General features: G+C 70.1%; 18 protein-coding genes. 7 read left to right on the forward strand and 11 right to left on the reverse strand.

Translation table 11 applies throughout. The features are described 5' to 3' along the window. Positions 1-55 precede the first annotated feature (55 nt). Entirely contained in the window at positions 56-790 is a 735-nt protein-coding gene (locus CEK66_RS04020) for a YebC/PmpR family DNA-binding transcriptional regulator (protein WP_152236020.1), read from the reverse strand. 283 nt (positions 791-1,073) lie between these two features. On the opposite strand from CEK66_RS04020, the gene CEK66_RS04025 reads away from it, so the two are divergent. Then, positions 1,074-1,970, forward strand: a complete 897-nt coding sequence (locus tag CEK66_RS04025) for a hypothetical protein (protein ID WP_152236021.1) — start codon at positions 1,074-1,076, stop codon at positions 1,968-1,970. 100 nt (positions 1,971-2,070) lie between these two features. On the opposite strand, the gene CEK66_RS04030 is transcribed toward CEK66_RS04025, so the two are convergent. The 5 genes from CEK66_RS04030 to aspS all read right to left on the reverse strand — a co-directional run bounded on the left by CEK66_RS04030 (position 2,071) and on the right by aspS (position 5,726). Next, positions 2,071-2,697: an alpha/beta fold hydrolase gene (locus CEK66_RS04030; protein ID WP_226977873.1), complete on the reverse strand. Its 627-nt coding sequence runs from the start codon at positions 2,695-2,697 to the stop codon at positions 2,071-2,073. A 7-nt stretch (positions 2,698-2,704) separates the two neighbouring features. Continuing rightward, positions 2,705-3,016: an I78 family peptidase inhibitor gene (locus CEK66_RS04035; protein WP_223875595.1), complete on the reverse strand. Its 312-nt coding sequence runs from the start codon at positions 3,014-3,016 to the stop codon at positions 2,705-2,707. Positions 3,017-3,113: 97 nt separating this feature from the next. Next, positions 3,114-3,632, reverse strand: coding sequence for a GNAT family N-acetyltransferase (locus CEK66_RS04040; protein ID WP_043091795.1), 519 nt, complete (start codon positions 3,630-3,632; stop codon positions 3,114-3,116). A 3-nt stretch (positions 3,633-3,635) separates the two neighbouring features. Continuing rightward, on the reverse strand, positions 3,636-3,941 hold the full coding sequence (locus tag CEK66_RS04045) for a DNA primase (protein ID WP_152236023.1): 306 nt from the start codon (positions 3,939-3,941) through the stop codon (positions 3,636-3,638). A gap of 33 nt (positions 3,942-3,974) precedes the next feature. Then, positions 3,975-5,726, reverse strand: a complete 1,752-nt coding sequence (gene aspS / locus CEK66_RS04050; RefSeq protein ID WP_152236024.1) for an aspartate--tRNA ligase — start codon at positions 5,724-5,726, stop codon at positions 3,975-3,977. A gap of 157 nt (positions 5,727-5,883) precedes the next feature. Between aspS and CEK66_RS04055 the strand changes: the two genes are divergently transcribed. Further along, positions 5,884-6,837, forward strand: a complete 954-nt coding sequence (locus CEK66_RS04055; RefSeq protein WP_152236025.1) for a DUF3011 domain-containing protein — start codon at positions 5,884-5,886, stop codon at positions 6,835-6,837. Between the two features lie 168 nt (positions 6,838-7,005). Here CEK66_RS04055 and CEK66_RS04060 read toward each other — a convergent pair whose 3' ends face one another. Both CEK66_RS04060 and CEK66_RS04065 read right to left on the reverse strand, forming a co-directional pair. After that, entirely contained in the window at positions 7,006-7,347 is a 342-nt protein-coding gene (locus CEK66_RS04060; protein WP_148828961.1) for a zinc ribbon domain-containing protein, read from the reverse strand. A gap of 74 nt (positions 7,348-7,421) precedes the next feature. Then, positions 7,422-8,705: a cation:proton antiporter gene (locus CEK66_RS04065; RefSeq protein ID WP_152236026.1), complete on the reverse strand. Its 1,284-nt coding sequence runs from the start codon at positions 8,703-8,705 to the stop codon at positions 7,422-7,424. A 314-nt stretch (positions 8,706-9,019) separates the two neighbouring features. On the opposite strand from CEK66_RS04065, the gene CEK66_RS04070 reads away from it, so the two are divergent. Further along, positions 9,020-11,188 carry a phospholipase C, phosphocholine-specific gene (locus CEK66_RS04070; RefSeq protein ID WP_152236027.1) on the forward strand — a complete coding sequence of 723 codons (2,169 nt, stop codon included), beginning with the start codon at positions 9,020-9,022 and terminating at the stop codon, positions 11,186-11,188. Positions 11,189-11,290: 102 nt separating this feature from the next. Here the strand turns inward: CEK66_RS04070 and CEK66_RS04075 are convergent, their stop codons facing one another. Both CEK66_RS04075 and bla read right to left on the reverse strand, forming a co-directional pair. Beyond that, positions 11,291-12,214 carry an alpha/beta hydrolase gene (locus CEK66_RS04075; protein WP_152236041.1) on the reverse strand — a complete coding sequence of 308 codons (924 nt, stop codon included), beginning with the start codon at positions 12,212-12,214 and terminating at the stop codon, positions 11,291-11,293. Between the two features lie 316 nt (positions 12,215-12,530). Next, a complete protein-coding gene (gene bla / locus CEK66_RS04080; RefSeq protein ID WP_152236028.1) occupies positions 12,531-13,439 on the reverse strand; it encodes a class A beta-lactamase in 909 nt (302 codons plus the stop codon). Positions 13,440-13,537: 98 nt separating this feature from the next. On the opposite strand from bla, the gene ampR reads away from it, so the two are divergent. Continuing rightward, positions 13,538-14,416: a LysR family transcriptional regulator AmpR gene (gene ampR, locus CEK66_RS04085; RefSeq protein ID WP_150409778.1), complete on the forward strand. Its 879-nt coding sequence runs from the start codon at positions 13,538-13,540 to the stop codon at positions 14,414-14,416. Between the two features lie 206 nt (positions 14,417-14,622). Next, complete coding sequence (locus CEK66_RS04090; RefSeq protein ID WP_039727065.1) at positions 14,623-14,913, forward strand: hypothetical protein; 291 nt, start codon at positions 14,623-14,625, stop codon at positions 14,911-14,913. 433 nt (positions 14,914-15,346) lie between these two features. On the opposite strand, the gene CEK66_RS04095 is transcribed toward CEK66_RS04090, so the two are convergent. Next, positions 15,347-17,206 (reverse strand): ABC-F family ATP-binding cassette domain-containing protein, encoded by a 1,860-nt coding sequence (locus tag CEK66_RS04095; protein WP_026143833.1) that lies wholly within the window; start codon positions 17,204-17,206, stop codon positions 15,347-15,349. 252 nt (positions 17,207-17,458) lie between these two features. Between CEK66_RS04095 and CEK66_RS04100 the strand changes: the two genes are divergently transcribed. Both CEK66_RS04100 and CEK66_RS04105 read left to right on the forward strand, forming a co-directional pair. After that, positions 17,459-19,849, forward strand: coding sequence for a TonB-dependent receptor (locus CEK66_RS04100; protein WP_152236029.1), 2,391 nt, complete (start codon positions 17,459-17,461; stop codon positions 19,847-19,849). A gap of 313 nt (positions 19,850-20,162) precedes the next feature. Next, positions 20,163-22,553, forward strand: coding sequence for a TonB-dependent receptor (locus CEK66_RS04105; protein ID WP_152236030.1), 2,391 nt, complete (start codon positions 20,163-20,165; stop codon positions 22,551-22,553). The last annotated feature ends 671 nt before the right edge of the window (positions 22,554-23,224 follow it).

Genomic DNA, 23,224 nt, shown 5'->3' on the forward strand with positions numbered 1-23,224 from the left:
CACGACGCCGCTCCGGGTTCCGGGTCTTGGGCCCCGGCCCCCGGGTTTCATGGTGTCAGCCCCCGTCACTCAGCGCGGCCTGGTCGACGTTGGAATAGACGTTCTGCACGTCGTCCAGGTCTTCCAGCATGTCCAGCAGCTTGCGCACCTGCACCGCGGTGTCGCCGTCCACGGCGATGTCGTTGTCGGCGCGGAAGGTGATTTCGGCGTGGTCGGCGGCCAGGCCGGCCGCGTCCATGGCGTCCTTGACTAACTGGAACGCCTCCGGCGCGGTCAGCACGTCGATCGCGCCGTCCTCGGGGTAGACCACGATGTCGTCGGCGCCGGCCTCGATCGCCGCCTCGGTGATCTTCTCCTCGTCGGCGCCGGCGGCGAAGCTGAGCACGCCCAGGCGCTTGAACATGAAGGCCACCGAGCCGTCGGTGCCCATGTTGCCGCCGCACTTGCTGAAGGCATGGCGCACGTCGGCCACGGTGCGCACGCGATTGTCGGTCAGGCAGTCGACGATCACCGCCACCCCGCCCGGGGCGTAGCCCTCGTAGCGCACTTCCTCGTACTCCACGCCTTCCAGTTCGCCGGTGGCCTTCTTGATCGCGCGCTCGATCACGTCCTTGGACATGTTCGAGGCCAGCCCCTTGTCCATCGCCACGCGCAGCCGCGGGTTGTTGGACGGATCGCCGCCGCCGGCGCGCGCGGCGACGCCGATCTCGCGGATGATCTTGGTGAAAATCTTGCCGCGCTTCGCATCGGATGCGTTCTTGCGGGCTTCGATCGAGGGGCCTCTACCCATGGGGCGTTCCGGACAGTTGTAAGGACAAGACGCGGATTTTACCTGATGCCGCGCACATCCCGCGGCCCGGCCGCGCCGACGACCGACCGCGCGTGCGACCGGCGCATGCCGCCCGTTCCCCGGCCGGCGCCCACTCCAGCGCGCGTCGGCCCGTGCTGCCGGTCGAACCTTGGCGGACTGTCTACCCATGCGCGCCACATCGCTGCCAGAACTGTCATGCCCCACCTGGAGGCTGAACGCGTAAGTCGCGCCCGCTTTCCATCGCACCGAAAGGAGATCCCTCATGCCCCGCACCACCCCCGCCCCGTTCCTGTCGCAGGCCCTGCGCTGCCTGGGCCTGCTCGCCCTTGCCGCCCCGGGCCTGGCCAGCGCCCAGACCGATGCCTTCAGGGGCCGCTACAACGCCGGCGTCACCACCTATTCGATCAGCGGCCAGGAACCCCGCGCGACGGGCAGGTACCCGGTCTACGTGCATATCGGCGGGACCGGCGAGAACTACCAGAGCAACTGGGCGATGGCCGCGGTGAATGCCGCCGCGGCCAAGGGCTTCGTGGCGGCCTCGGTGGAGTACGACAACGCCAGCTTCGGCAGCTGCGGCGTCATCGGCAACCGCGCCAAGGCCATCTTCGACGCGCAGAACATCAACAGCGCCATCGCCCAGCTCTGCGCCCGCGACAAGGCCGATTGCTCCAAGGGCGTGGTGACCGGCGGGCTCAGCCAGGGCTCGATCATCTCGGTGCTGGCGCACGACTACGATCCCCGGGTCGCCGCCTCGTTCGGCCAGGGCACCGGTACGACCTACACCGCCTACTACAACCTGGCCTCCTGCATCGCCGACGGCAACCACAGCCTGCCTTCCGATCGCCTGCGCATCATCAACGGCGAGCGCGACATGTTCGTCGGCGGCACCGAGAACGTCGCCCGCACCCAGGCGCAACTGGTCACCGGCCTGCGCTGCGACGGGCAGCAGTCGTGCTTCCGCAGCAACGGCAGCGGCTGGTACGTCGTCAAGGACCGGGAGGTGCAGGACCTCTACGCCGACCACTGCTTCATGGGCTTCGGCGGCTATCCAGGCACCCAGTGCACGGGCGTGCTGGTCGACGGCAACTACCGCAGCGGCACCGCCGCCTGGGCGCTCAACCCCACGCTGGACTGGTTGAAGACCTTCGTGACGCCCTGAGCGGCGGCATCGCCTGTGCCGGCGCCAAGGCGGTCGGGCGGACACCGCGACGCGGCGCCGGCCACCGCCGCCGCCGGACGCTCGATGTCTGGCGACCGGCTCAGGCGGCGAAGCGGCCGTCGCGCAGGAAGGCGGCGGTCTGCCGCGCGGCCTGCGCCGAGAACAGCAGGCCGCTGTGGCTGGCGCGCACCCGGCAGTGATCGCCCAGGCCGGGCACGCGGGTCTCGGCCAGGGCCACGCTGCCGTCGGACTCCGGCCCCAGCGCGACAAAGCGTGCGCCCAGCCCGCGCGCCACGGTGCCGGCGACCACGCCGACCTCGGCCAGCCCGTCCCAGCGCGCCACACCCTGCTGCAACAGCGCCGCGCTGCGGCCCAGCGCCAGTCCGAGCCGCCGTTGCGCCAGGGCGCGCGCGGCGGCACTGCCGGCCAGCGGGCTGCCCAGGCACACCACCCGGGTCACCGGCAGCGAGGGCACCTCCCGCAAGGCCTGCAAGGCGATCAGGCCGCCGAGGCTATGCCCGACCAGCGCCACCGGACCGGTGGCTGCCATACGTTCGATGCGGGCGTGCAGCCGTGGGAGCGCGGCCTCGGCGCCGCCGAACGCGGTCGAATAGCCGAAGCTGGCGACGCGCCAGCCATCGCGGCGCAGGCGCAACGCCAGCGGCAGCAGCCACGGCCGCGCGTTCCAGATGCCATGCAGCAACAGCACCTGGGGCGCGGCGGCCATCGGCGACTCAGCCGCAGGTGGTACGGACGATGTGATTGCTGCCATCCAGGAACACGTTGAGCCGATCCAGGCGCAGGTCGCGGGTCACCGCCTGGCCCGGCGCGATCGGCCGCACCACGCCGGCTCCGCTCTCCTTCCAGACCCGGCTCATGGTCGCCTGGGTGGCCTCCTGGCCCACCGCCCAGGCCACGGCCTCGACGTTGCAGCGGCCATCGCCCTGCACCGTCGGCCCGGCACTGGCCGGCTGCAGCGACGCCGGTGGCGCGCACGCGGCCAGCAGCGGCACCACGGCGGCGATTCCCATCCACGGTCGGAACATGGCGTGCTCTCCTCAAGCTGGACAGGCCAGCACTGTAGCGCGCACTCGTTGCCGCTGTGTCGACGCGGCATGCCCGGACGAGGTCCGGCGGCAGGCGTCAGGCCGCGCGCGGCGGCCGGCGCAGGATGAATTCGAGATCGCGCACCTGCCCTACCGGGAATTCGTAGGTGCCGACCTTCTCGAAGCCGTAGCGCGCGTAGAACCGCTGCGCGCCCAGGTTCTCCGACCACACGCCGAGCCACAGCGTGCGCGGGCCGTCGCGCTCCAGCCAGGCCAGGGCGGTATCGAACAGCCGGGCACCCCAGCCGCCGTTCTGGTGCGCGCGCAGCAGGTACAGGCGCTTCAGTTCGCCATCGCCAGGCGTCACGTCGGGATGCGGCAGGCCGCAAGGGCCGGCGGCAGCGTGTCCCACCACCTCGCCGTCATGCTCGACCAGCCAGATCGCGTAGTCCGGATGCGCCAGCACCACCTGCGCGCGCTCGATCGAATAGGCTTCGTCGAGGAAGGCCTGCAGGTCCTGCGCAGGATACAGATGGCCGAAGGTTTCGCAGAAGGTGGCCGTGGCGATGCGGGTCACCGCCGCGGCATCGTCCGGCGTGGCGCGACGAATCAGCACGGCTCAGCGCGCCGGGTGCGCGGCGTCGGCGTCGGCCTCTTCGCCGTCGCCCTCGTCTTCGTCGTCGCCTTCTTCTTCCTCGTCCTCTTCTTCCTCGTCGTCTTCCTCGTACTCGTAATCGTCCTCGCCGAAGTCCTCGCCGTCCCAACGGCCTTCCGGATCCGGCACGAACGCCAGCGGCGCGTTGGCGCCGCTGCCGGCGCGCACCAGCCAGCCGCCGAACACGCGCGCGCGCTGGGTGACGATGGCCTCCACTGCGCCCTCGTTGCCGAGGGTTTCCCACTCCAGATTGAATGCGGTCTCGCTCATGTGTCGGCCTGCGCTACGGTTGGAAGAAAGGGATCACTGCGCCTGCGGGCGCACCTGCACGTGCACTTCGGCCAGCTGCGCGTCGGCGATCGGCGACGGCGCGTCGGTCATCAGGTCCTGCGCGCCGGTGGTCTTGGGGAACGGGATCACGTCGCGGATCGACTCGGTGCCGGCCATCAGCGCGGCGATGCGGTCGATGCCGAAGGCGATGCCGCCGTGCGGCGGCGCGCCGTAGTTCAGCGCATCCAGCAGGAAGCCGAACTTGGCGCGCGCTTCCTCGGCACCGATGCCGAGCAGCTCGAACACCGCGCTCTGCATGTCCGGACGGTGGATACGGATCGAACCGCCGCCGATCTCGTTGCCGTTGAGCACCATGTCATAGCCGCGCGACACCGCGGTCTTGGCATGCGTGCGCAGCTCGGCGATATCGTCCACCGCCGGCGCGGTGAACGGATGATGCAGGGCCACGTAGCGCTGCGCCTCCTCGTCCCACTCGAACATCGGGAAATCGGTGACCCACAGCGGCCGCCAGCCGTCGGCGATGAGGTTGAAGTCCTTGCCGGCCTTCAGGCGCAGCGCGCCCATGAAGTCGGAGACCTTGCCGTAGGCGCCGGCGCCGAAGAACACGATGTCGCCGTTGCCGGCACCGACATGGGCGAGCAGCGCGGCGAAGGCGGCCTCGCCGAAGAACTTCTGGATCGGCGAGCTGATCTCGCCGCTGTCGGCGATCTTGACGTAGGCCAGGCCCTTGGCGCCGTACTTGGCGGCGTGCGCGGCGTACTCGTCGATCTGCTTGCGCGAGAGGCTGGCGCCGCCGGGAATGCGCAACGCGGCGACGCGGCCGTCGGGGTCGGCGGCCGCCGCAGTGAACACCGCGAAGTCGCTGTCCTTGACCAACTCGGCGACATCGGTCAGTTCCAGGGCGATGCGCAGGTCCGGCTTGTCCGAGCCGTAGCGACGCATGGCCTCGGCCCAGGTCATGCGCGGGAATTCGGCGGCCAACTCGACGTCGACCACCTCCTTGAAGATGGCGCGGACCATGGCTTCGACGAAGTCCTGCACGTCGCGCTCGCGGACGAAGGCGAACTCCATGTCGAGCTGGGTGAACTCGAGCTGGCGGTCGGCGCGCAGCGCCTCGTCGCGGAAGCAGCGCGCGATCTGGTAGTAGCGATCGAAGCCGGCCACCATCAGGATCTGCTTGAACAGCTGCGGCGACTGCGGCAGCGCGTAGAACTCGCCGGGATGCATGCGCGCCGGCACCAGGAAGTCGCGCGCGCCTTCCGGGGTGGCCTTGGTCAGAATCGGCGTCTCGATGTCCTGGAAGCCGCGCTCGTCCAGGTAGCGGCGCAGCGCCTGCACCAGCTTGATGCGGGTGCGCTGCATGCGCTGCATCTCCGGGCGGCGCAGGTCCAGATACCGGTACTTCAGGCGGGTTTCCTCGCCCGGGTTCTCGTGCGCGTGGAACGGCAGCGGCGCGGCCTTGTTGAGCACGGTGATGGCCGTGGCGATCACCTCGACCTTGCCGCTGCGCAGCTTGTCGTTGACCGCATGCCGCGCGCGCACCACGCCCTCGACCTGCAGCACGTCCTCGTAGCCGAGGCTGGCGGCGACCTTGAACACCTCCGCGTTCTCCGGCTCCACCATCACCTGCACGATGCCTTCGTGGTCGCGCAGGTCGATGAAGCACACGCCGCCGAGGTTGCGGGCCACGTCGGTCCAGCCGGCCAGGGTGACGGTTTGGCCGATCAGGGTCTCGTCGACCAGGCCGCAGAAGTGGGTACGCATCGCTAGCTCCAAACAGGGGGCGCCCGGCGCAGAAGGCGCCGGCAAGCCCGGTATTCTGCGGCGGCGCGTCGGCCCGGGCAAATCGCGCATGACTCATCCTGGCTTAAGTTGGCCTGCGGCTATAGTCCGCGCACCATTCACGGGGAGGAGAGAACCCATGTTGAAGCACCTTGGTGGCTGGCTGATGATCGCCGCGCTGGCCCTGGCCAGCGCCCCGGCCGCGGCCCAGAGCGCCCGCGCCTACGCGCCGCAGGACCTGCGGCAACTGTCGGTCCCCGGGCGGGTCCGGGTGATCGAGCGCGAGTACGCCGACCAGTCGCGCGGCCGGCAGATCCCCGACGACCAGCTCGAGTTCTACCTGGACCAGATCGACCGCGGCTGGGGCTTCGGCAACATCCAGCAGGACATCGCCACCTCGCTGCGCGGCAGCGGCGGCGGCTGGCGGCAGGAACCGGGCTTCGACGGCCGCACCGTCGCCTGCTCCAGCAACGACCGCCGGCGCCAGCAATGCGCCACGCCGTTTCGCGGGCCTGCGCGACTGGTCGGCACCCTGTCCGATTCGCCCTGCATCGAAGGCCGCACCTGGGGCTCGGCGCCCGGCGTGGTGTGGGTGGACCAGGGCTGCCGTGGTCGTTTCGTCGAAGGTCGCGGCAATTGGGGCGGCAACTGGGGCGACGGCGGCGGCAGTGGCGGCGTGGCCGGCACCGTCCGCTGCGAGAGCCAGGACCAGCGCCAGCGCATCTGCCCGACCGGCTGGCGCAACGCCATGCTGGTGCGGCAGCTGTCGGACACCCGCTGCATCGAGGGCCGCACCTGGGGCTCGCGCGATGGCGCGGTGTGGGTCGACGACGGTTGTCGCGGCGAGTTCGCCCAGGGCCGCGGCGGCGGTGGCTGGGGGCCGGGCCGGCCGCCGCTGGACAGCGGCTACACGGTGACCTGCAGCAGCGACGACAAGCGCCTGCGCACCTGCGCCTGGGACCGCCGTCAGGGCCGCCCGGAACTGATCGAACAGCTGTCCGGCACCACCTGCGCGGAAGGCCGCACCTGGGGCTACGAAGGCAATACGGTGTGGGTCAACGGCGGCTGCCGGGCACGCTTCGGGGCGCGCTGAGCCAAGGCAACGGGCCACGCGGCGTGCTGCGTGGCCGGATGCATGGCGTGACAGGTCGACTTCGGGAGCGGCTCTTGCTCTTTTGGATCGACCGCGACCGGGCAAGGCTCGGTCGCGGCTGAAGCCACTCCTACGAGAGGCCGCGGGCTTGGCGCGGCCTGGCGGGACTCAGGTCGCCGCAGGCTTGGCCGCGGCAGGCGCGGCGGCAGGCGTGGCCGCCGCAGCGGGCTTGGCCGGCGCGTCGGACGTCGTCGCGGCGGCCGCGGGCTTGCTGTCCCCGCTGCTGGCCGTACTCCCCGACTCGGCCAGGTTGCGTTTCTTGTCGCCGTCCTTCTTGAAGTCGGTCTCGTACCAGCCGCTGCCGGACAGGCGGAACGCCGGCGCGGTGAGCTGGCGCTTGACCGCAGGGGCGGCGCAGGACGGACAGGTCTCCGGATCGGGATCGGACAGTTTCTGCAGGCGGTCGAAGCTGTGACCGCATGCGGCACATTGGAAAGCGTAGATCGGCATGGCGGCAAAAACGCGAGAGCAACGGAGGCGGCCAGTATGGGGGCCGCACGCTGGCTTTCAAGCGTCCCCGCTCATCACGCCGGCCCGGGCTTGGGCCGCGGCGCCGTTTCCGGCGCGCCGGCAGGCGACGTCGGTGCGTCCGCCAACGGCGCCTCGGCCACCGGCTCGTCCGGCGCCGTCGGTGCCTGCGCCGACGCGGGATCGGTCGACGCGGCCGGCGCCATCTCCAGCGGGCTGACGTCGAACGGCATGCGCAGCAGCAGCGCCGGCAGCAGCGTGGTCAGGGCCGCGTACAGCAGCAGCGCGCCGAACAGCGCGTCGGCGATGGCGAAGCGGTCGCGCAGGATGCCGGCCAGCACCAGGGTGAAGATCAGCGTCGGCGACAGCGCCAGCGACACCCGCAGGCTGCTGCGCGCGCCTTCGCCGAACAGCACCCGCCGCTGCAGCCACAGAATGCCGATGCGCAGCGGCAACACGCAGGCGGTCAGGGCCAGGCCCAGGCCCAGTGCATGCAGGCTCAGCGCCCCGCTCGGCACCTTGGTGCCGGCGTTGAAGAAGTAGAACGGCACGAAGAACGAGGCGAACAGGCGCACCGCCTGCAGGTTCTCGTCGGAGGCCAGCAGCGGCATGCGCTGGCGCAGCAGCCGCGCCACCAGCCCGGCGATGAACGCACCGACCAGGTAGTACACGCCCAGCGAATAGGTGATGTAGGCGGCGATCAGGCCGACCATCACCAGCAGCGAGAACTCCGAGCCCGGCGCCTGCGGCGCCACCCAGCGCCCCAGGGCCACGAACAGCAGCGGCAGGCCGACCAGCATCGCCAGCAGCGCCAGGCTGGACAGGCCCATCTGCCAGGGATCGCCGGCCTGCAGGATCACGAACAGCGCCGCCAGCGCCAGCAGTTCGCCGGCGATGGCCTTGCTGGTGACCCAGAAGCGCTCTTCTTCGTCCAGCCCCAGCCGCCCCAGCGACTCGATGATGAAACCGGTGGAGGGGGTCAGCAGGGCCAGCGCCAGCAATCCGGCCGCCTGCCACGACAGACCGGCGTAGCGCCAGGCCAGCCAGCCGACGCCGAACAGGGTGCCGCCACGCACCACCAGGTGCAGCAGCAGCGGCCACAAGCCGCGACGCAGCGCCTTCGGGTCCACTTCCAGGCCGGCGAACAGGAACAGCGAGGAGATGCCGAGCGTCGCCAGCAGGGTCACCACCGGGTCGTGCGCGCGCGGCCCCATCGCCAGCATCGCGATGATGCCGAACAGCAGGCAGGTCAGCGGCGCCGGCATCTTGAAACGCTGCAGCGCGCGCGGGATCACCAGCAGGGCGAAGATCAGCAGCAGGTAGATCAGTTCGTGGCTCATCGGGCAGGAGATTCCGGTGGGACCCGCCGGCGGCGGCAGCGGCGATGATGCCGGGTCGGCCGTGTGCTGTGCCATCACGGAGCGCTGGCGTGCCAATCGCTCGCGCCGCGATGGCACAGGCCGCGTGCGATCCCAGCCCCCCCCGCACTGCACAGGCCATGTCGCAGCAAACGCGACACGCCGCTGAAGACAGCCAACAGCGCCAGCAGCGCGGCGTCGCAGCGCCCTCATGGTCGACCTGTCACCAGCGCCATGGCAGTCTCGCGGCGGCGGCCGATCCCGGCCGCCGCCGCTTTGCGTTCCCCGGGACCGCCATGACCGACCAGACCCGCCGCCGGCTGCTCCGCGCCGGCCTCACCGCCAGCGCCGCCGCGCTGTTGCCGCCGAGCATCGCCCGCGCCGCCGCGATCGCCCCGGACGTGCGCAGCGGCACCCTCGACGACCTGCAGCACGTGGTGATCCTGATGCAGGAGAACCGCGCCTTCGACCATTACTTCGGCAGCCTTCCCGGCGTGCGCGGCTTCGGCGACCGTTTCCCGATCCCCGCCCCGCCGCTGCCCGACACCGCACCGCGCACGGTCTGGCTGCAGCCCAGCGCCGACGGCAGCCGCCAGCTCGCGCCGTTCCCGCTGCGCACCGTACGCGACTTCGCCACCATGCGCGTACAAGGCACCCCGCATACCTGGCCGAACGCGCAGCAGGCCTGGGACCACGGCCGCATGGGCCAGTGGCCGGCAGCCAAGCGCGACCACGCGCTGGCCCACTACGAACGCGACGACCTGCCGTTCCAGTTCGCCCTCGCCGACGCCTTCACCGTCTGCGACGCCTACCACTGCGCGATCCAGGCCGGCACCAATCCGAACCGCGTGTTCCTGTGGACCGGCCAGAACGATCCGCATGCGCGCGCCGGCGGCCCGGCGATCGCCAACTCGCACGACAACTTCCCGGAACTGGGCGGCGACCCGGACGACTACCGCTGGCCCAGCTACGTCGAAGCGCTGCAGCAGGCCGGCGTGTCGTGGCAGATCTACCAGGACATGGCCGACAACTTCACCGACAACCCGCTGGCCGGCTTCGCGCCGTTCCGCGCGGCCTGGCGTGGTGCACCCGGGCACGATCCGCAACTGCGCGCACGCGGCGTCTCCAGCCGCAGCCTGGCGCAGTTGCGCGAGGACGTGCTGGCCGCGCGGCTACCGTCGGTGAGCTTCATCATCGCCGACGCCGCCGGCAGCGAGCATCCCGATCCGTCCAGCCCGGCGCAGGGCGCGGCCTACACCGCGCGCGTGCTCGATGCGCTGACCGCCGATCCCAAGGTGTGGGCGCGCACCGCGCTGCTGCTGATGTTCGATGAGAACGACGGCTTCTTCGATCACGTGCCGCCACCGGCCCCGCCCTCGCCCGACCCGTCCGCGGCCGGCGGCTGGGCCGGCGCCTCCAGCGTCGCCACCGACGGCGAATACCACCTGCATCCTGCGCCGGGCGACGCCAAGGCCGATCCGCCGGAGCTGCGCGGGCGTCCCTACGGCCTCGGCCCGCGCGTACCGCTGTACGTGATCTCGCCGTGGAGCCGCGGCGGCTGGGTCGATTCGCAGGTCTACGACCACACCTCGGTGCTGCGCCTGCTGGAGCGCCGCTTTGGTGTCGCCGCCGCCGGCCTGACCCCTTGGCGTCGCGCGGTCTGCGGCGACCTGCTGAACGCCTTCGATTTCCGCCAGGCCGACACCCGTCCGTTCGTCGCCGACCTGCCGGACGTGCGCGAGGCGGCCGCGCGCGCCGCGGCGTTGCACGACCACGCAGTGCCACCGCTGCCGGCGCAGTTGCAGGCACCGCGCCAGGCGTTCGGCGTGCGCCGCGCACGTGCCTTGCCGTATCGGCCAACGGTGCAGTTGCAGCACGTGCCGGAGCGCGGCGAGGTGCAGTTGCGCATGGCCAACACCGGCGCAGCGGCGGTGCTGCACGTCTACGACCGCTACCTCCTGGAGTCGATCCCGCGCCGCTACACGGTGGGCGCCGGCGCAACCCTGGACGGCACCTGGACCACCTACGACGGCAGCTACGACCTGTGGCTACTCGGCCCCAACGGCTTCCACCGCCACTACCGCGGCGACCTCAGCGCCCCGCTGCTGCAGGCCGAGATCGTCCAGGAGCCGACCGACGCGCAGGCACTGTGCCTGGTCCTGCACAATCCGGGTGCCGCGCCACTCGAGGTGTCCCTGGAACCGGCCGCCTACGCCCAGGCACAACCGCGCCAACGGGTGACGCTGGCGCCCGGCGCCGAGCAGCGCATTCACTGGAATGCCAAGCCGAGCGGCGGCTGGTACGACCTGTGGCTGGTCCAGGACAACACCCGCCAGCGCCTGGCCGGCCGCGTGGAAACCGGCAAGCCCGGCATCAGCGACCCGGCGATGGGCGGGGCGGCGCGGCTGTATCAGGAGCCCGCCGGAGGCGGGCGGGATTCGGGAATCGGGATTGGGGATTCGTAAAAGCAGCTTCCGCGCGAGTTCGGGCTAGGACGCACGATTCGGGATTGGCAGAGATGCATCAGCGTGCAGGCACCGCTCTTGCGAATCCCCAATCCCGACTCCCTAATCCCGGCCCTCAAGCACCCCGATCGTCCGCAGCCAGGTTTCCACCAGCTGCGGCCACTGTGCGATCGGCAGGTTCTTCGCGCGCAGGCCGAAGGCGTGGCCGCCCTGCGCATAGATGTGCATTTCCGTCGGCACGTCGGCATGGTTGAGTGCGACGTAGTACGCCAGCACCTGCGAGATGCCGTCGACATAGTCGTCCTGCGCCTGCAGCAGGAAGGTCGGCGGGGTGTCGGCGACGACGCGGATGTCCGGACGCAAGGCCAGATCGGTGGGATTGCGGGTGTCGTCATCCTCGTCCTCGTGCACCCACAGATGGCCCGGATACACGGCGATGGCGAAATCCGGGCGGCAGCTCACGCGGTCGGCGGCATCCACCAGCGGATAGGTGCGCTTGGCGAAATGCGTACTGGTCGCGGCGACCAGGTGGCCGCCGGCGGAAAAGCCCATCACCCCGATCTTGTGCGGGTCCACGCCCCAGGTGGCGGCCTGCTGGCGCACCAGGCCCAGCGTGCGCTGCGCGTCCTGCAGCGCGGTCTGCACCTTGGGGTAGTAACGCCGGTCGTTGACCCAGGTCGGCCCGGAGTTCGGCACGCGGTATTTCAACAGCACGCAGGTGATGCCGCGCGAGACCAGCCAGTCGCAGATCTCCGTGCCCTCCAGGTCCATCGCCAGCATCTGGTAGCCGCCGCCGGGAAATACCACCACCGCGGCGCCGGTGTTGTGGCCCTGCGCTGGGTACACGGTCATGGTCGGCCGGCTGACGTTGTCGATCCTGGCCCCGGGCCCAGCCGTTTCCGGCTTCGGATGCGGCAGCGCATCCGGCACCACGCCAGGCCAGATCGGCACCTGCACGTGGCCCGGTGCGGGTTCCCAGACCCGCGCCTGCGCGGCGTGGGCAGACAGACCGAGGGCAATGGCCAACGAACAGCACACGAATCGACGCATGGGACGCTCCGAACAGGGTTGGGAATGAAAGGGACCGCACGATCAGTGAGCACGGCCGCGGTGGCCGTGGCCGTTGGTACAACGCGGGCGATCGCGCGCGGCATCGACACGTGGCGTCGCCGATGATCGCGAGCAGCGTCTCGTACGCATGGCTGCGGCTCCCGCTCGTGGGATCAGCCGCGACGGACCTTCGCGATAAAACCTGTCGCGGCCGAAGCCGCGCCTACGGGAGATCGACCTGCATCCGGCGCGATTGCGGCGAACGCAGTCGATGCAACGCGCGCAACGCCGCCTAACCGGTACGCCGCGTCTGCGCAGGCAGCGAAGCCACGACCGCCTGCGCCACCGCTTTCAGCGTCGCATCGCGCGCGGCGCTGTCGACCGTGGCGCCGTTGAGATAGGCGGTGAGCAGCAGCGGCGTGGCCCGCCCCGGCGCCCAGACGATGGCGATGTCGTTGCGGGTATCGGTGCCGTTGCTGCCGGTCTTGTCGCCGATCTGCCAGCCCGCCGGCAGGCCGGCGCGCAGGCAGTCGTTGCCGGTACGGTTGTCGCGCATCCAAGCAATCAGGCGCTGCCGCGACACCGGCTGCAGCACCTCGCCGAGCAACAAGGCGCGCATCGTCCCCGCCATCGCGGCCGGCGTGGTGGTGTCGCGCGGATCGCCGGCGACGAACTCGTTCATGCCCGGCTCGTTGCGGTCCAGTTGGGTGGACGCATCGCCCAGCGCACGCAGGAAGCGGGTCACCCCGGGCGGGTCGCCGACCAGCGGCAGCAGCAGGTTGGCCGCGGTGTTGTCGCTGTAGATCATCGCCGCGCGGCACAGCTCGGCCACGCTGAGCGTGCCGCCGACATGACGCTCGGACACCGGCGCATTCGCCAGCAGATCCGCCTTGCGCACCGGCACGCGCCGTTCCAGGGCCAGTTCGCCGCGGTCGACCCGCTGCAGCACCGCCCCTGCCAATAGAAATTTGAAGGTACTGCACAGCGGGAAGCGCTCGTCCTGGCGCTGTCCGCCGAGCGTTGCGCCGCCGCCGTCGAGCAGGCTCACGCCGAGCCGGCCGCCACTGCGACGCTCGATCTCGGCCAGCTGCAGTTGTAGCGTCGGCGTCGGGTTTTTCGCATTTTTTGCCTGTGCACCAGCCACGACCAACAGGCTCGCACCCATTCCCACGCCCTGCAGGAACCGTCGTCTCGTCAGCATCGTCCACCTCCGTCGGGAGCCAGGATGATGGCCGCATTGACCCACCCCCACCAGCGAGGTTATTCAATCGCACCCATGAGCCGAATTGATACCTGGCGATGATCCGTCCGCATCTGCCGTTGAACGCCCTGCGTGCCTTCGAGGCCGCGGCGCGGCACCAGAACCTGACCCGTGCCGCCGCCGAGCTGTGCGTGACCCAGGCCGCGCTGAGCCACCAGATCAAGCAACTGGAGGCGCGCCTGGGTGTGGTGCTGTTCCAGCGCCTGCCGCGCGGCGTCGCCCTGACCGACGAAGGCTTGCGCCTGCATCCGGTGCTGACCGAGGCCTTCGACCGCATCGCCGGGACGCTGCAGCGCTTCGCCGGCGGTCGCTATCGCGAGACGCTGAGCGTGGGCGTGGTCGGCACTTTCGCGGTGGGTTGGCTGCTGCCGCGGCTGGACGCCTTCCACGCCGCGCACCCGGACATCGAACTGCGCGTGTACACCCACAACAACCGGGTCGACCTGGCCGGCGAAGGCCTGGACCTGGCGATCCGTTTCGGCGATGGCGACTGGCAGGGCCAGCACGCCACGCCGATCCTGGACGCGCCGTTCGCGCCGGTGTGTGCGCCGGCGCTGGCGCCGCTGCTGCGCACGCCTGCGGACCTCGCCAGGACCACCCTGCTGCGTTCCTATCGGCTGGACGAATGGCCGCGCTGGCTGCAGGCCGCCGGCGCGCCCGAGGTGCAGGCGGGCGGCCCGATCTGCGATGCCTCGCTGACCCTGGCCAGCATCGCCGCAGCCGGCCACGGTGTGGCCCTGCTGCCGCTGCGGCTGTTCGCCCAGGACCTGGATGCCGGGCGGCTGGTCTGTCCGTTCACCACCCGCATCGACCTGGGCCGCTACTGGCTGACCCGGCTGCGCTCGCGCGCGGAAAGCGACGCCGCCCGACGCTTGCGCGAGTGGTTGCTGGCCGAGCAGGCCGCACTGGCCGACTGAGCGACACCACTGCCGCCGCATTGGGCGCCGGGAGCGCTTGGGCACACGCCGGCATGCACCTTGCTTCGCCTACCAGCAAGGCCTGACAGTAATGTGAAGAATTTGTGCACTGCCGCTTGGCGGCCGGGCAGGCCCGAAATATGATCCTGGTCGCAGTCGCACTGTGCGCCGGGGATGGCGCTGACCGTTTCGGGGGAAACATGCTGATGAACCGTGCTGTCCTGACCGCCCGTCCGGGCCTGGTCTCGCGTGACGTCGTGCTGGCAGCCGTCCTGGGCTGCCTGTGTGTGCTGCATCTGGCCTACTTCCTGCGCGGCGGCGCCAGCGAATGGCATTGGGCGCTCAGCGCCGCTGGCCTGGCGCTGATGGCGCTCAAGGCCAGCCTCCGGCCGACGCCGACCGCCCGCCCCTCGCTGCAGAGCCTGCGCTCGCGCACGCCGCTGGACTGGGCGGCGATCGCCGGCGGTCTGCTGGTCGTGGCCAGCGCCGCCGCCTGAGCGGCACGGGCCGGCGCCGCGCGCGTCGGCGGATGCGATCGTCCTCATCCTGCACGGCATGTCCGGCGCGCGCGCAGCCCTGGGCGCTGGCGCAGGCGATGCAGGTGGGACTTGCCGTTGGCTGAGGCGATGCGACGTCGGGGCTGAAGCCTCTCCCACACCGGGTACGCCGGCTCACGTTCCGGCCTCGCCTGGAGCGGCGTGAAGAAGCGATTGAAGCCCCTCTCCCACCGGGAGAGGGGTTGGGGTGAGGGTACGCCGGCACGCACGGCCGGCCACTCCGAGTCCCCCGGCACCCGCACCTCATCCGCCCCCTTGGGGCACCTTCCCCCGAAAAGGGGGCCATGGTCCCGCAGGGAGAAGGAACCGTCAGCTCGACGTGGATTCTCCGTGCTCGCCGGCACACACCGGCAATGGCGAGATCCACCGCGGCTCAGGCGCCGTCGATCAACTCCATCCACGCCTGCTCGGCCTGGGCCAGGTCGCGCGCGGCGGCCTCGCGCTCGCGGCCCAGCACCGCCATCTTCTCCGCATCGGCGTAGTGCTTGGGATCGGCGAGCTGGCGGTCGAGTTCGGCCAGCGCCGCTTCCAGTTCGCCCACGCGCTTCTCCGCGGCGGCCAGCTTGTGCGGGTTCGGCGGCTTCTTCGCCGGCAGCGGCTTGACCGGCGGCGGCGGGGTCGGCGCGGCCTCGGCCAGTTTCTGCTTGGTGCCCTGCGCGGCGGGGCGAGTGCGCAACCACGCGGCATAGGCGTCGAGGTCGCCGTCGAACGGTTCGACCACGCCGTCGGCCACGCGCCAGAAGGTGTCGCAGACCAGGCCGATCAGGTGGCGGTCGTGCGAGACCATCACGATCGCGCCCTCGAAATCGCTCAGCGCCTCGGCCAGCGCCTCGCGCATCTCCAGGTCGAGGTGGTTGGTCGGTTCGTCGAGCAGCAGCACATTGGGCTGTTGCCAGGCGATCAACGCCAGCGCCAGGCGCGCGCGCTCGCCACCGGAGAACCCGTCGACCGGCTCGAACGCACGGTCGCCGGGGAAATTCCACTTGCCGAGGAAATCACGGAACGCCTGGTTGCTGGCGTCCTTGTCGATCTCGCGCATGTGGTCCATCGGCGACTGGCCTTCGTGCAGCGACTCCACCGTGTGCTGGGCGAAGTAGCCGATACGCAGGTCCGGATGCGCCATGCGCTCGCCGGCGATCGGCGGCAGTTCGCCGACCAGGGTCTTGACCAGGGTGGTCTTGCCGGCGCCGTTGGGGCCGAGCAGGCCGATGCGCTGACCGGCCTCCAGGCCGAAACCGACGTTGTGCAGGATCACCGCGTCGGCGCCGTAACCGGCCTCGGCGTGATTGAGGCGGATCAGCGAGAACGGCAGCTTGGCCGGCGGCGCCAGTTCGATGCGGAACTCGCGCTCGGCGCGCACCGCCTCGGTGCCGGCCAGCTTCTCCAGGCGCTTCATCCGGCTCTGCGCCTGCGCCGCCTTGGAGGCCTTGGCCTTGAAGCGGTCGATGAAGCTCTGCAGGTGGGCGCGCTCGGCCTGTTCCTTCTCGTGCGCGATCTGCTGCTGGCGCAACTGCTCGGCACGCTGGCGCTCGAAATCGGTGTAGCCGCCGGTGTACAGCTTGGCGCCGCCGTTGTGCAGATGCAGGGTGTGGGTGGCGACGTTGTCGAGAAACTCGCGGTCGTGCGAGATCAGCAGCAGCGTGCCCGGATACTTCAGCAGCCACTGCTCCAGCCAGTACACCGCGTCCAGGTCGAGGTGGTTGGTCGGTTCGTCGAGCAGCAGCAGGTCGCTGGGCATCATCAGCGCGCGCGCGAGGTTCAGGCGCACGCGCCAGCCGCCGGAGAACGAGGACACCGCGCGGTGATGGGTCTCGGCGGGGAAGCCGAGGCCGTGCAGCAGCTTGCCGGCACGCGCATCGGCGTCGTAGGCGCCCATCTCGGCCATCTTGGTGTGGGCGGCGGCCACCGCCTCCCAGTCCTCGCGCGCGGTCGCCTCGGCCTCTTCGGCCAGCACCGCGGCCACCGCGGTGTCGCCGCCGAGCACGAAGCTCAGCGCCGGGTCCGGCAGCGACGGGGTTTCCTGGGCGACGCTGGCGATGCGCACCTTGCCGGGCAGGTCGACGTCGCCCTTGTCCGCCTCCAGTTCGCCCTTCACCGCCGCGAACAGGCTGGACTTGCCGGCTCCGTTGCGGCCGACCACGCCCACCCGGTAACCGGCATGCAGGGTGAGGTCGACATTGGACAGCAACAGCCGCTCGCCGCGGCGCAAGGCGAAATTACGTAGGGAAATCAAGGCAGGGCACTCGGCTAGCGAGGCCGAAGTGTAGCCGCTTCGCCCGCCCCGGCCCACCCGGGGCGGCAATGCGGCACGGTCCGAGGCGGCGCGCGGGCCGCCGCGAAAACCCGACCCAGGTCCGTTTTTGTATACGCGCCCATGTGAAAAACGGATTTCAATTCGATGGCAAACGCTGCACCGCAGCATCCACCCCGCCCCACCGGAAATCGCCAGACCCGCGCCAATCCCCCAGCCAGGAGTCTCCGCCCGATGACGCAACGCCGCCTCCCCCTCGTCAGTGCCGTCCTGCTCGCGCTCGCCTCCGGCAACAGCCTCGCCCAGTCCCAGCAGGCACCGACCACGCTGGACAACATCATCGTCACCGGCACCCGCATCTCCGACCGCACGGTGGCCGAATCGCAATCGCCGATCGACATCATCGCGCCCGAGGCGCTGCAGGCCACCGGCGCCAGCGACCTCGCCAGCGCGCTCGGCAAGCTGCTGCCGTCGCTGAACTTCCCGCGCCCGGCGATCAACGACGGCAACGACGCGCTGCGCCCGGCGACCCTGCGCGGCCTGTCGCCGGATGCGGTGCTGGTGCTGCTGGACGGCAAGCGCTACCACACCACCTCGCTGGTCAACTACAACCCGTCGGTCGGGCGCGGCTCGGCGCCGGCCGACCTCAACTCGATCCCGATGTCGGCGATCGCGCGCATCGAAGTGCTGCGCGACGGCGCCTCCGCGCAGTACGGCTCCGACGCCATCGCCGGGGTCATCAACATCGTGCTCAAGCACGGCGCCAAGGCCGGCAGCAACAGCGTCGCGGTCAGCGGCGGCATCATGGACAAGGGCGACGGCGCGCAGAACGGCATCGACGGCTCCTACGGCCTGGCCTTCGGCGGTGCGCCGGACGGCGAGGCGCCGGGCTGGGTGCGGGTGTCGTGGAACTACCAGAACGCGATGAACACCAATCGCGCCGAGAACACCGACAAGGCCACCACCCTCGCCGGCGCCGCCAACCCCAGCGGCGTGCCCTACGAGCGCTACGGCGATCCGGCGCTGAAGACCTATCAGGGGCTGGTCAATTTCGGCTACGCGCTCACCCCGCACGTCGACCTGTACGGCTACGCCAACGTCAGCCGCCGCGAGGTGCTGTCCAACGGCTACTACCGCGCCTGGGACAACAGCGACCGCAACGTGCAGGCGGTCTACCCCAACGGCTACCTGCCGCAGATCTACAACCCGTCCAACGACCGCGCCGCGGTGCTCGGCCTCAAGGGCAGCACCGACAGCGGCTGGACCTGGGACGTCTCCGCCGACTACGGCAAGAACGACGTCACCTTCGACCTGCGCAACACCATCAACACCAACCTGTACTGGAGCACCGGCGCCTCGCCGACGCGCTTCAACGCCGGCGGCTTCCGCAACGAGCAGAACGCGCTCAACGCCGACTTCAGCAAATCCCTGGACTGGGGCCTGGCCTATCCGGTCAACCTCGCTTTCGGCGCCGAGTACCGGCAGGACAAGTACGCCGTGGTGGCCGGCTCGCCCACCTCGATCTACTTCGACCCGAACGCCATCAACCCGGACACCGGCGCACCGTATCCGGGCGGTTCGCAAGTGTTCCCCGGCCTGTCGCCGACCGTGGCCGGGCAGTTCCAGCGCCACAGCAAGGCGGTGTACGCCGACCTGGAAGCGGACCTGAGCGAGCGCCTGTCCGGCGGCGTGGCCGCACGCTACGAGGACTACAGCGATGCCGGCACCACCCGCTCGGGCAAGCTGTCGGCGCGCTACCAGCTCAACGACGCCTTCGCCGTGCGCGGCACGATCTCCAACGGCTTCCGCGCGCCCTCGCTGGCGCAACAGAACTACGCCTCGGTGGTGACCCTGCCGGTGGACGGCGTCCTCAGCCAGATCGGCACCTACCGCACCTCCGATCCGGTGGCGATCGCGCTCGGCGCCAAGCCGCTGGCGCCGGAGAAATCCACCAACTACAGCATCGGCGCGGTCTGGCAGCCCGGCGGCGGCTTCAATTCCACCCTGGACCTGTACCAGATCCGCATCTGGGACCAGATCCTGTATTCGGACCAGATCTCGCTGGCCGTGCCGATCGGCCAGGTCAGCGCCGCACAGTTCTTCGTCAACGGCGCCACCACCCGCACCCGCGGCGTGGACTGGGTGAGCAACTACCTGCTCGACCTCGACCGCGCCGGCACGCTCAACCTGAGCTTCAGCGCCAACTACAACAAGATCGAGATCCTGGAGATCTCCGATCCGAACTTCGGCCGCGCCAGCCAGGGCCTGCTGACCGATGCCACGCCGCGCACCAAGTACGTGCTCAGCGGCGACTGGACCCTGGCCGGCTGGACCCTGCACGGCGACGCCACCCGCTACGGCGCCATCACCCGCCGCGGCGACGATGCCGACGGCAGCCAGGACCAGGCGTTCGCGGCGCGCTGGCTGCTCAATCTGTCCACCAGCTACGCCTGGCACGACCTCACCTTCACCGTCGGCGCCGACAACGTCACCAACCAGTACCCGACCCGGACCGCGCTGAACAACATCTACGACGACCGCCCCAACGGCCTGCAGTACTCGCCGCTGTCGCCGTTCGGCTTCAACGGCCGCTACTGGTACGGGCGGGTGAACTACCGCTTCTGAGCGACCCTGGCGCGCGTCGCCGCGATGGGCGACGACGTCCGCCACGCGCGATTCGCGCGGCCGACAGGCCTATGCCGCCGCTGTCCCGGTGGGCGCGGACGCTACCGGGACGTTGTGCGTGCCTCCCCATTGCGGACGGCGGCGCGCGGCGTTCTACCACCCCTTAGAACGCAATGGAATAAGAACATGCGCTTGCATCCTGCGACGCAGCACGCATGTTAAAAAATAATTAGACATCCCTGAGGACGCGGCCTGCCGGCCCTGCCGGTCGCCGCATGCCCCGCCTGCCGTTTCGGCACCTGCTGGAGTTTTCATGAACCGTCCGTTGTCGCTGCTGGCGAGCGCCGTGCTCGCCGCCCTCTCCGCCCCCTCCTTCGCCCAGACCGCGTCCGACGCACCGAGCACGCCCAGCACGCTGGACACGGTGATCGTCACCGGCACCCGCGTCAGCGACCGCACCGTCGCCGAGTCGCAATCGCCGATCGACATCATCACCCCCGAGGCACTGCAGGCCACCGGCACCTCGGAACTGGCCACCGCGCTGTCGCGCGCCCTACCCTCGCTGAACTTCCCGCGCCCGGCGCTGACCGACGGCACCAGCGGCATCCGCCCGGCGCAGTTGCGCGGGCTCTCGCCCGACCAGGTGCTGGTGCTGGTCAACGGCAAGCGTCGCCACACCTCGGCGATGATCAACGTCAACGGCACCATCGGCCGCGGCGCCTCGGCGGTGGATCTCAACGCGATCCCGATCGCCGCGATCGAGCGGGTGGAAGTGCTGCGCGACGGCGCCTCGGCGCAGTACGGCTCCGACGCCATCGCCGGCGTGGTCAACATCGTGCTCAAGGGCGCCGGCGAAGGCGGCAGCCTGGCCGTGGAGCACGGCAAGTACTCGGCCGGCGACGGCGCCAAGTCGCAGCTCTCCGGCGATACCGGGGTCGGCTTCGGCGACGGCCGCGGCAGCCTGCATGTGGCCGGGCAGATCAGCCAGCAGGACGCCACCAACCGCGCCGGCCCCTACCAGGGCACCGCGCCGAACACCGGCAACTATCCCGGCATCGGCCAGACCACCTTCGTCTACGGCGACCCCAAGGTCGACGCCACCGCGGTCTCGGCCAACGGCGAGTTCCGCTTCAACGACAACCTTACCGGCTACGCCACCGCGATCGCCAGCAACCGCGACATCACCTCGTTCGCGTTCTACCGCTCGCGCAACCACAACGGCCAGACCGCGCTGCTGGCGCAGGTCTATCCCGACGGCTACGTGCCGCAGATCGAGCAGTACTCCAAGGACCGCTCGCTGGTCGCCGGCCTGAAGGGCAGCACCGCCGGCGGCTTCACCTGGGACGTCAGCTACAACTACGGCTACAACAAGGTCGATTTCCACACCGCCAACAGCATCAACTACAGCCTCGGCGTCGACAGCCCGCGTCGCTTCTACGACGGCGCGCTGGAGTACACCCAGAACGCGGTCAACGCCGACTTCACCCAGCCGCTGGAGTGGGGCCTGGCCTATCCGGTGACGCTGTCCTTCGGCGCCGAGTACCGCCAGGAGAAGTGGAACCAGTCGCCCGGCGAGCCGGCCTCGTACACCGGCACCACCGGCGGCGCGCAGGGCTTCGCCGGCTTCGCGCCGCTCAACGCGGTGCATTCGGACCGCCACAACTACGCGGTGTACGCGGGGCTGGAAGCCGACCTCACCGACAAGTTCTCCGCCGGCCTCACCGGCCGCTACGAGGACTACTCGGATTTCGGCAGCAAGACCTCCGGCAAGCTGTCGGCGCGCTACGCGTTCACCGACAAGGTGGCGCTGCGCGGCACCGTCGCCAGCGGCTTCCGCGCGCCGTCGCTGGCGCAGCAGCAGTACCAGGCGGTGACCAGCAGCTACATCAACGGCAGCTTCTTCGAATCCGGCACCTTCCCGGTGAACAGCGCCGTGGCCCAGGCCCTGGGCGCCACGCCGCTGAAGGCCGAGACCTCGCTGTCCTACAGCCTGGGCCTGGTGCTGCAGCCGGTCGAACGCCTGTACCTGACCGTGGACGCGTACCAGATCGAGATCGACGACCGCATCCTGCTGTCGTCCAACCTCAACGATGCGGCGGTGCTGGGCAAACTGCGCCAGCTCGGCTACAGCAACGTCACCAGCGTGCGCTACTTCAGCAACGCCGCCGACACCCGCACCCGCGGCGTCGACGTGGTCGGCACCTACAGCATCCCGCTGGCGGCCAGCACGCTGGACCTAACCGCCAGCTACGGCTACAGCAAGACCGACATCACCCATGCGGTGACCCAGCCGCAGGCGCTGGCCGCGATCGGCTCGACCCAGACCACCCTGGGCCGCGACGAGATCGGCCGCCTGGAGGACAGCTACCCGAAGGACAAGCTGATCCTCAGCGGCACCTGGAAGCTGCCGAAGTGGGACCTGAGCCTGGCCGCCACCCGCTACGGCGAGTTCACCGTGCGCAATTCGGCCACCGCCGCCCGCGACCAGACCTACGGCGCGGACTGGGTGGTCGACGCCTCGGCCAGCTTCAAGCCGAGCACGAACTGGACGCTGACGCTGGGCGCGGACAACGTGTTCGATCAGTACCCGGACAAGACCGCCAACCTGATCAACTCCACCTACGGCATGCTCCCGTACAGCAACTACTCGCCGTACGGTTTCAACGGCGCCTACGTGTACGGGCGGATCAATTACCGCTGGTGATCGCACGCGCGGGCATCGATTGCGCCTGCGTTGAACGGCATGACGACGGCCCGGGTTTCCGGGCCGTTGTTGTTGGGGCGGGGATTGGGAATTGGAGATTCGCCAGCCTGCGACGTTTTCGCCGGCCTGAACTTTCTTGCAGGAGCGGCTCCGGCCGCGGCACGATGCTGTCCATGGGGCACGGCTGAAGCCGCTCCTCCGGCGCATGGATCGGGCGTCCTTGTGGGAGGGACTTCAGTCCCGACGCATGAAGGTGCCAGCTGGCGTTGGGCTTCACTCGTCGCGGCTGAAGCCGCTCCCACAAGCGCCATACGCATTGCTCGCGAGATGCTGCGCTCGTGCAACCGCGACGCGCCCAACACCGTGCTCTGCCTCGTGCCGCGCAGCCAGCATCCCTCACATCGCACTGCGAAAAACGCCGCAGCACCCGCGCGCAGGCACCGCCGCGTGCACCATGTCCGTGCGCATGGGCGGCATTTTGTCTACACGCCCGGAAAATCCCGGGATTGGCGCTGCCGCAACGCCTGCAGCGGTGGTTGCAATTGCAACCTCGGCATCAGGCTTAACGGAATATTGACTCCACTGACATCAACCGGTAATCCCTAGGTCGCGTCGTCGCATCCGCCAGGGGACAGGGGAGTGCGCATGCAGCGGCGCCTCCCCCCACTTCT

Origin of the sequence: Xanthomonas sp. LMG 12460, assembly GCF_009192895.1 — a bacterium.
In the GTDB taxonomy this organism is placed as follows: Bacteria; Pseudomonadota; Gammaproteobacteria; order Xanthomonadales; family Xanthomonadaceae; genus Xanthomonas_A; species Xanthomonas_A sontii.

Bases quoted from the DNA above. Each gene is read 5' to 3' on its own strand.
- CEK66_RS04020 (WP_152236020.1), bottom strand. From the start codon at position 790: ATGGGTAGAGGCCCCTCGATCGAAGCCCGCAAGAACGCATCCGATGCG.
- CEK66_RS04025 (WP_152236021.1), top strand. From the start codon at position 1,074: ATGCCCCGCACCACCCCCGCCCCGTTCCTGTCGCAGGCCCTGCGCTGC.
- CEK66_RS04030 (WP_226977873.1), bottom strand. From the start codon at position 2,697: ATGGCCGCCGCGCCCCAGGTGCTGTTGCTGCATGGCATCTGGAACGCG.
- CEK66_RS04035 (WP_223875595.1), bottom strand. From the start codon at position 3,016: ATGTTCCGACCGTGGATGGGAATCGCCGCCGTGGTGCCGCTGCTGGCC.
- CEK66_RS04045 (WP_152236023.1), bottom strand. From the start codon at position 3,941: ATGAGCGAGACCGCATTCAATCTGGAGTGGGAAACCCTCGGCAACGAG.
- aspS (WP_152236024.1), bottom strand. From the start codon at position 5,726: ATGCGTACCCACTTCTGCGGCCTGGTCGACGAGACCCTGATCGGCCAA.
- CEK66_RS04055 (WP_152236025.1), top strand. From the start codon at position 5,884: ATGTTGAAGCACCTTGGTGGCTGGCTGATGATCGCCGCGCTGGCCCTG.
- CEK66_RS04060 (WP_148828961.1), bottom strand. From the start codon at position 7,347: ATGCCGATCTACGCTTTCCAATGTGCCGCATGCGGTCACAGCTTCGAC.
- CEK66_RS04065 (WP_152236026.1), bottom strand. From the start codon at position 8,705: ATGAGCCACGAACTGATCTACCTGCTGCTGATCTTCGCCCTGCTGGTG.
- CEK66_RS04070 (WP_152236027.1), top strand. From the start codon at position 9,020: ATGACCGACCAGACCCGCCGCCGGCTGCTCCGCGCCGGCCTCACCGCC.
- bla (WP_152236028.1), bottom strand. From the start codon at position 13,439: ATGCTGACGAGACGACGGTTCCTGCAGGGCGTGGGAATGGGTGCGAGC.
- ampR (WP_150409778.1), top strand. From the start codon at position 13,538: ATGATCCGTCCGCATCTGCCGTTGAACGCCCTGCGTGCCTTCGAGGCC.
- CEK66_RS04090 (WP_039727065.1), top strand. From the start codon at position 14,623: ATGAACCGTGCTGTCCTGACCGCCCGTCCGGGCCTGGTCTCGCGTGAC.
- CEK66_RS04100 (WP_152236029.1), top strand. From the start codon at position 17,459: ATGACGCAACGCCGCCTCCCCCTCGTCAGTGCCGTCCTGCTCGCGCTC.
- CEK66_RS04105 (WP_152236030.1), top strand. From the start codon at position 20,163: ATGAACCGTCCGTTGTCGCTGCTGGCGAGCGCCGTGCTCGCCGCCCTC.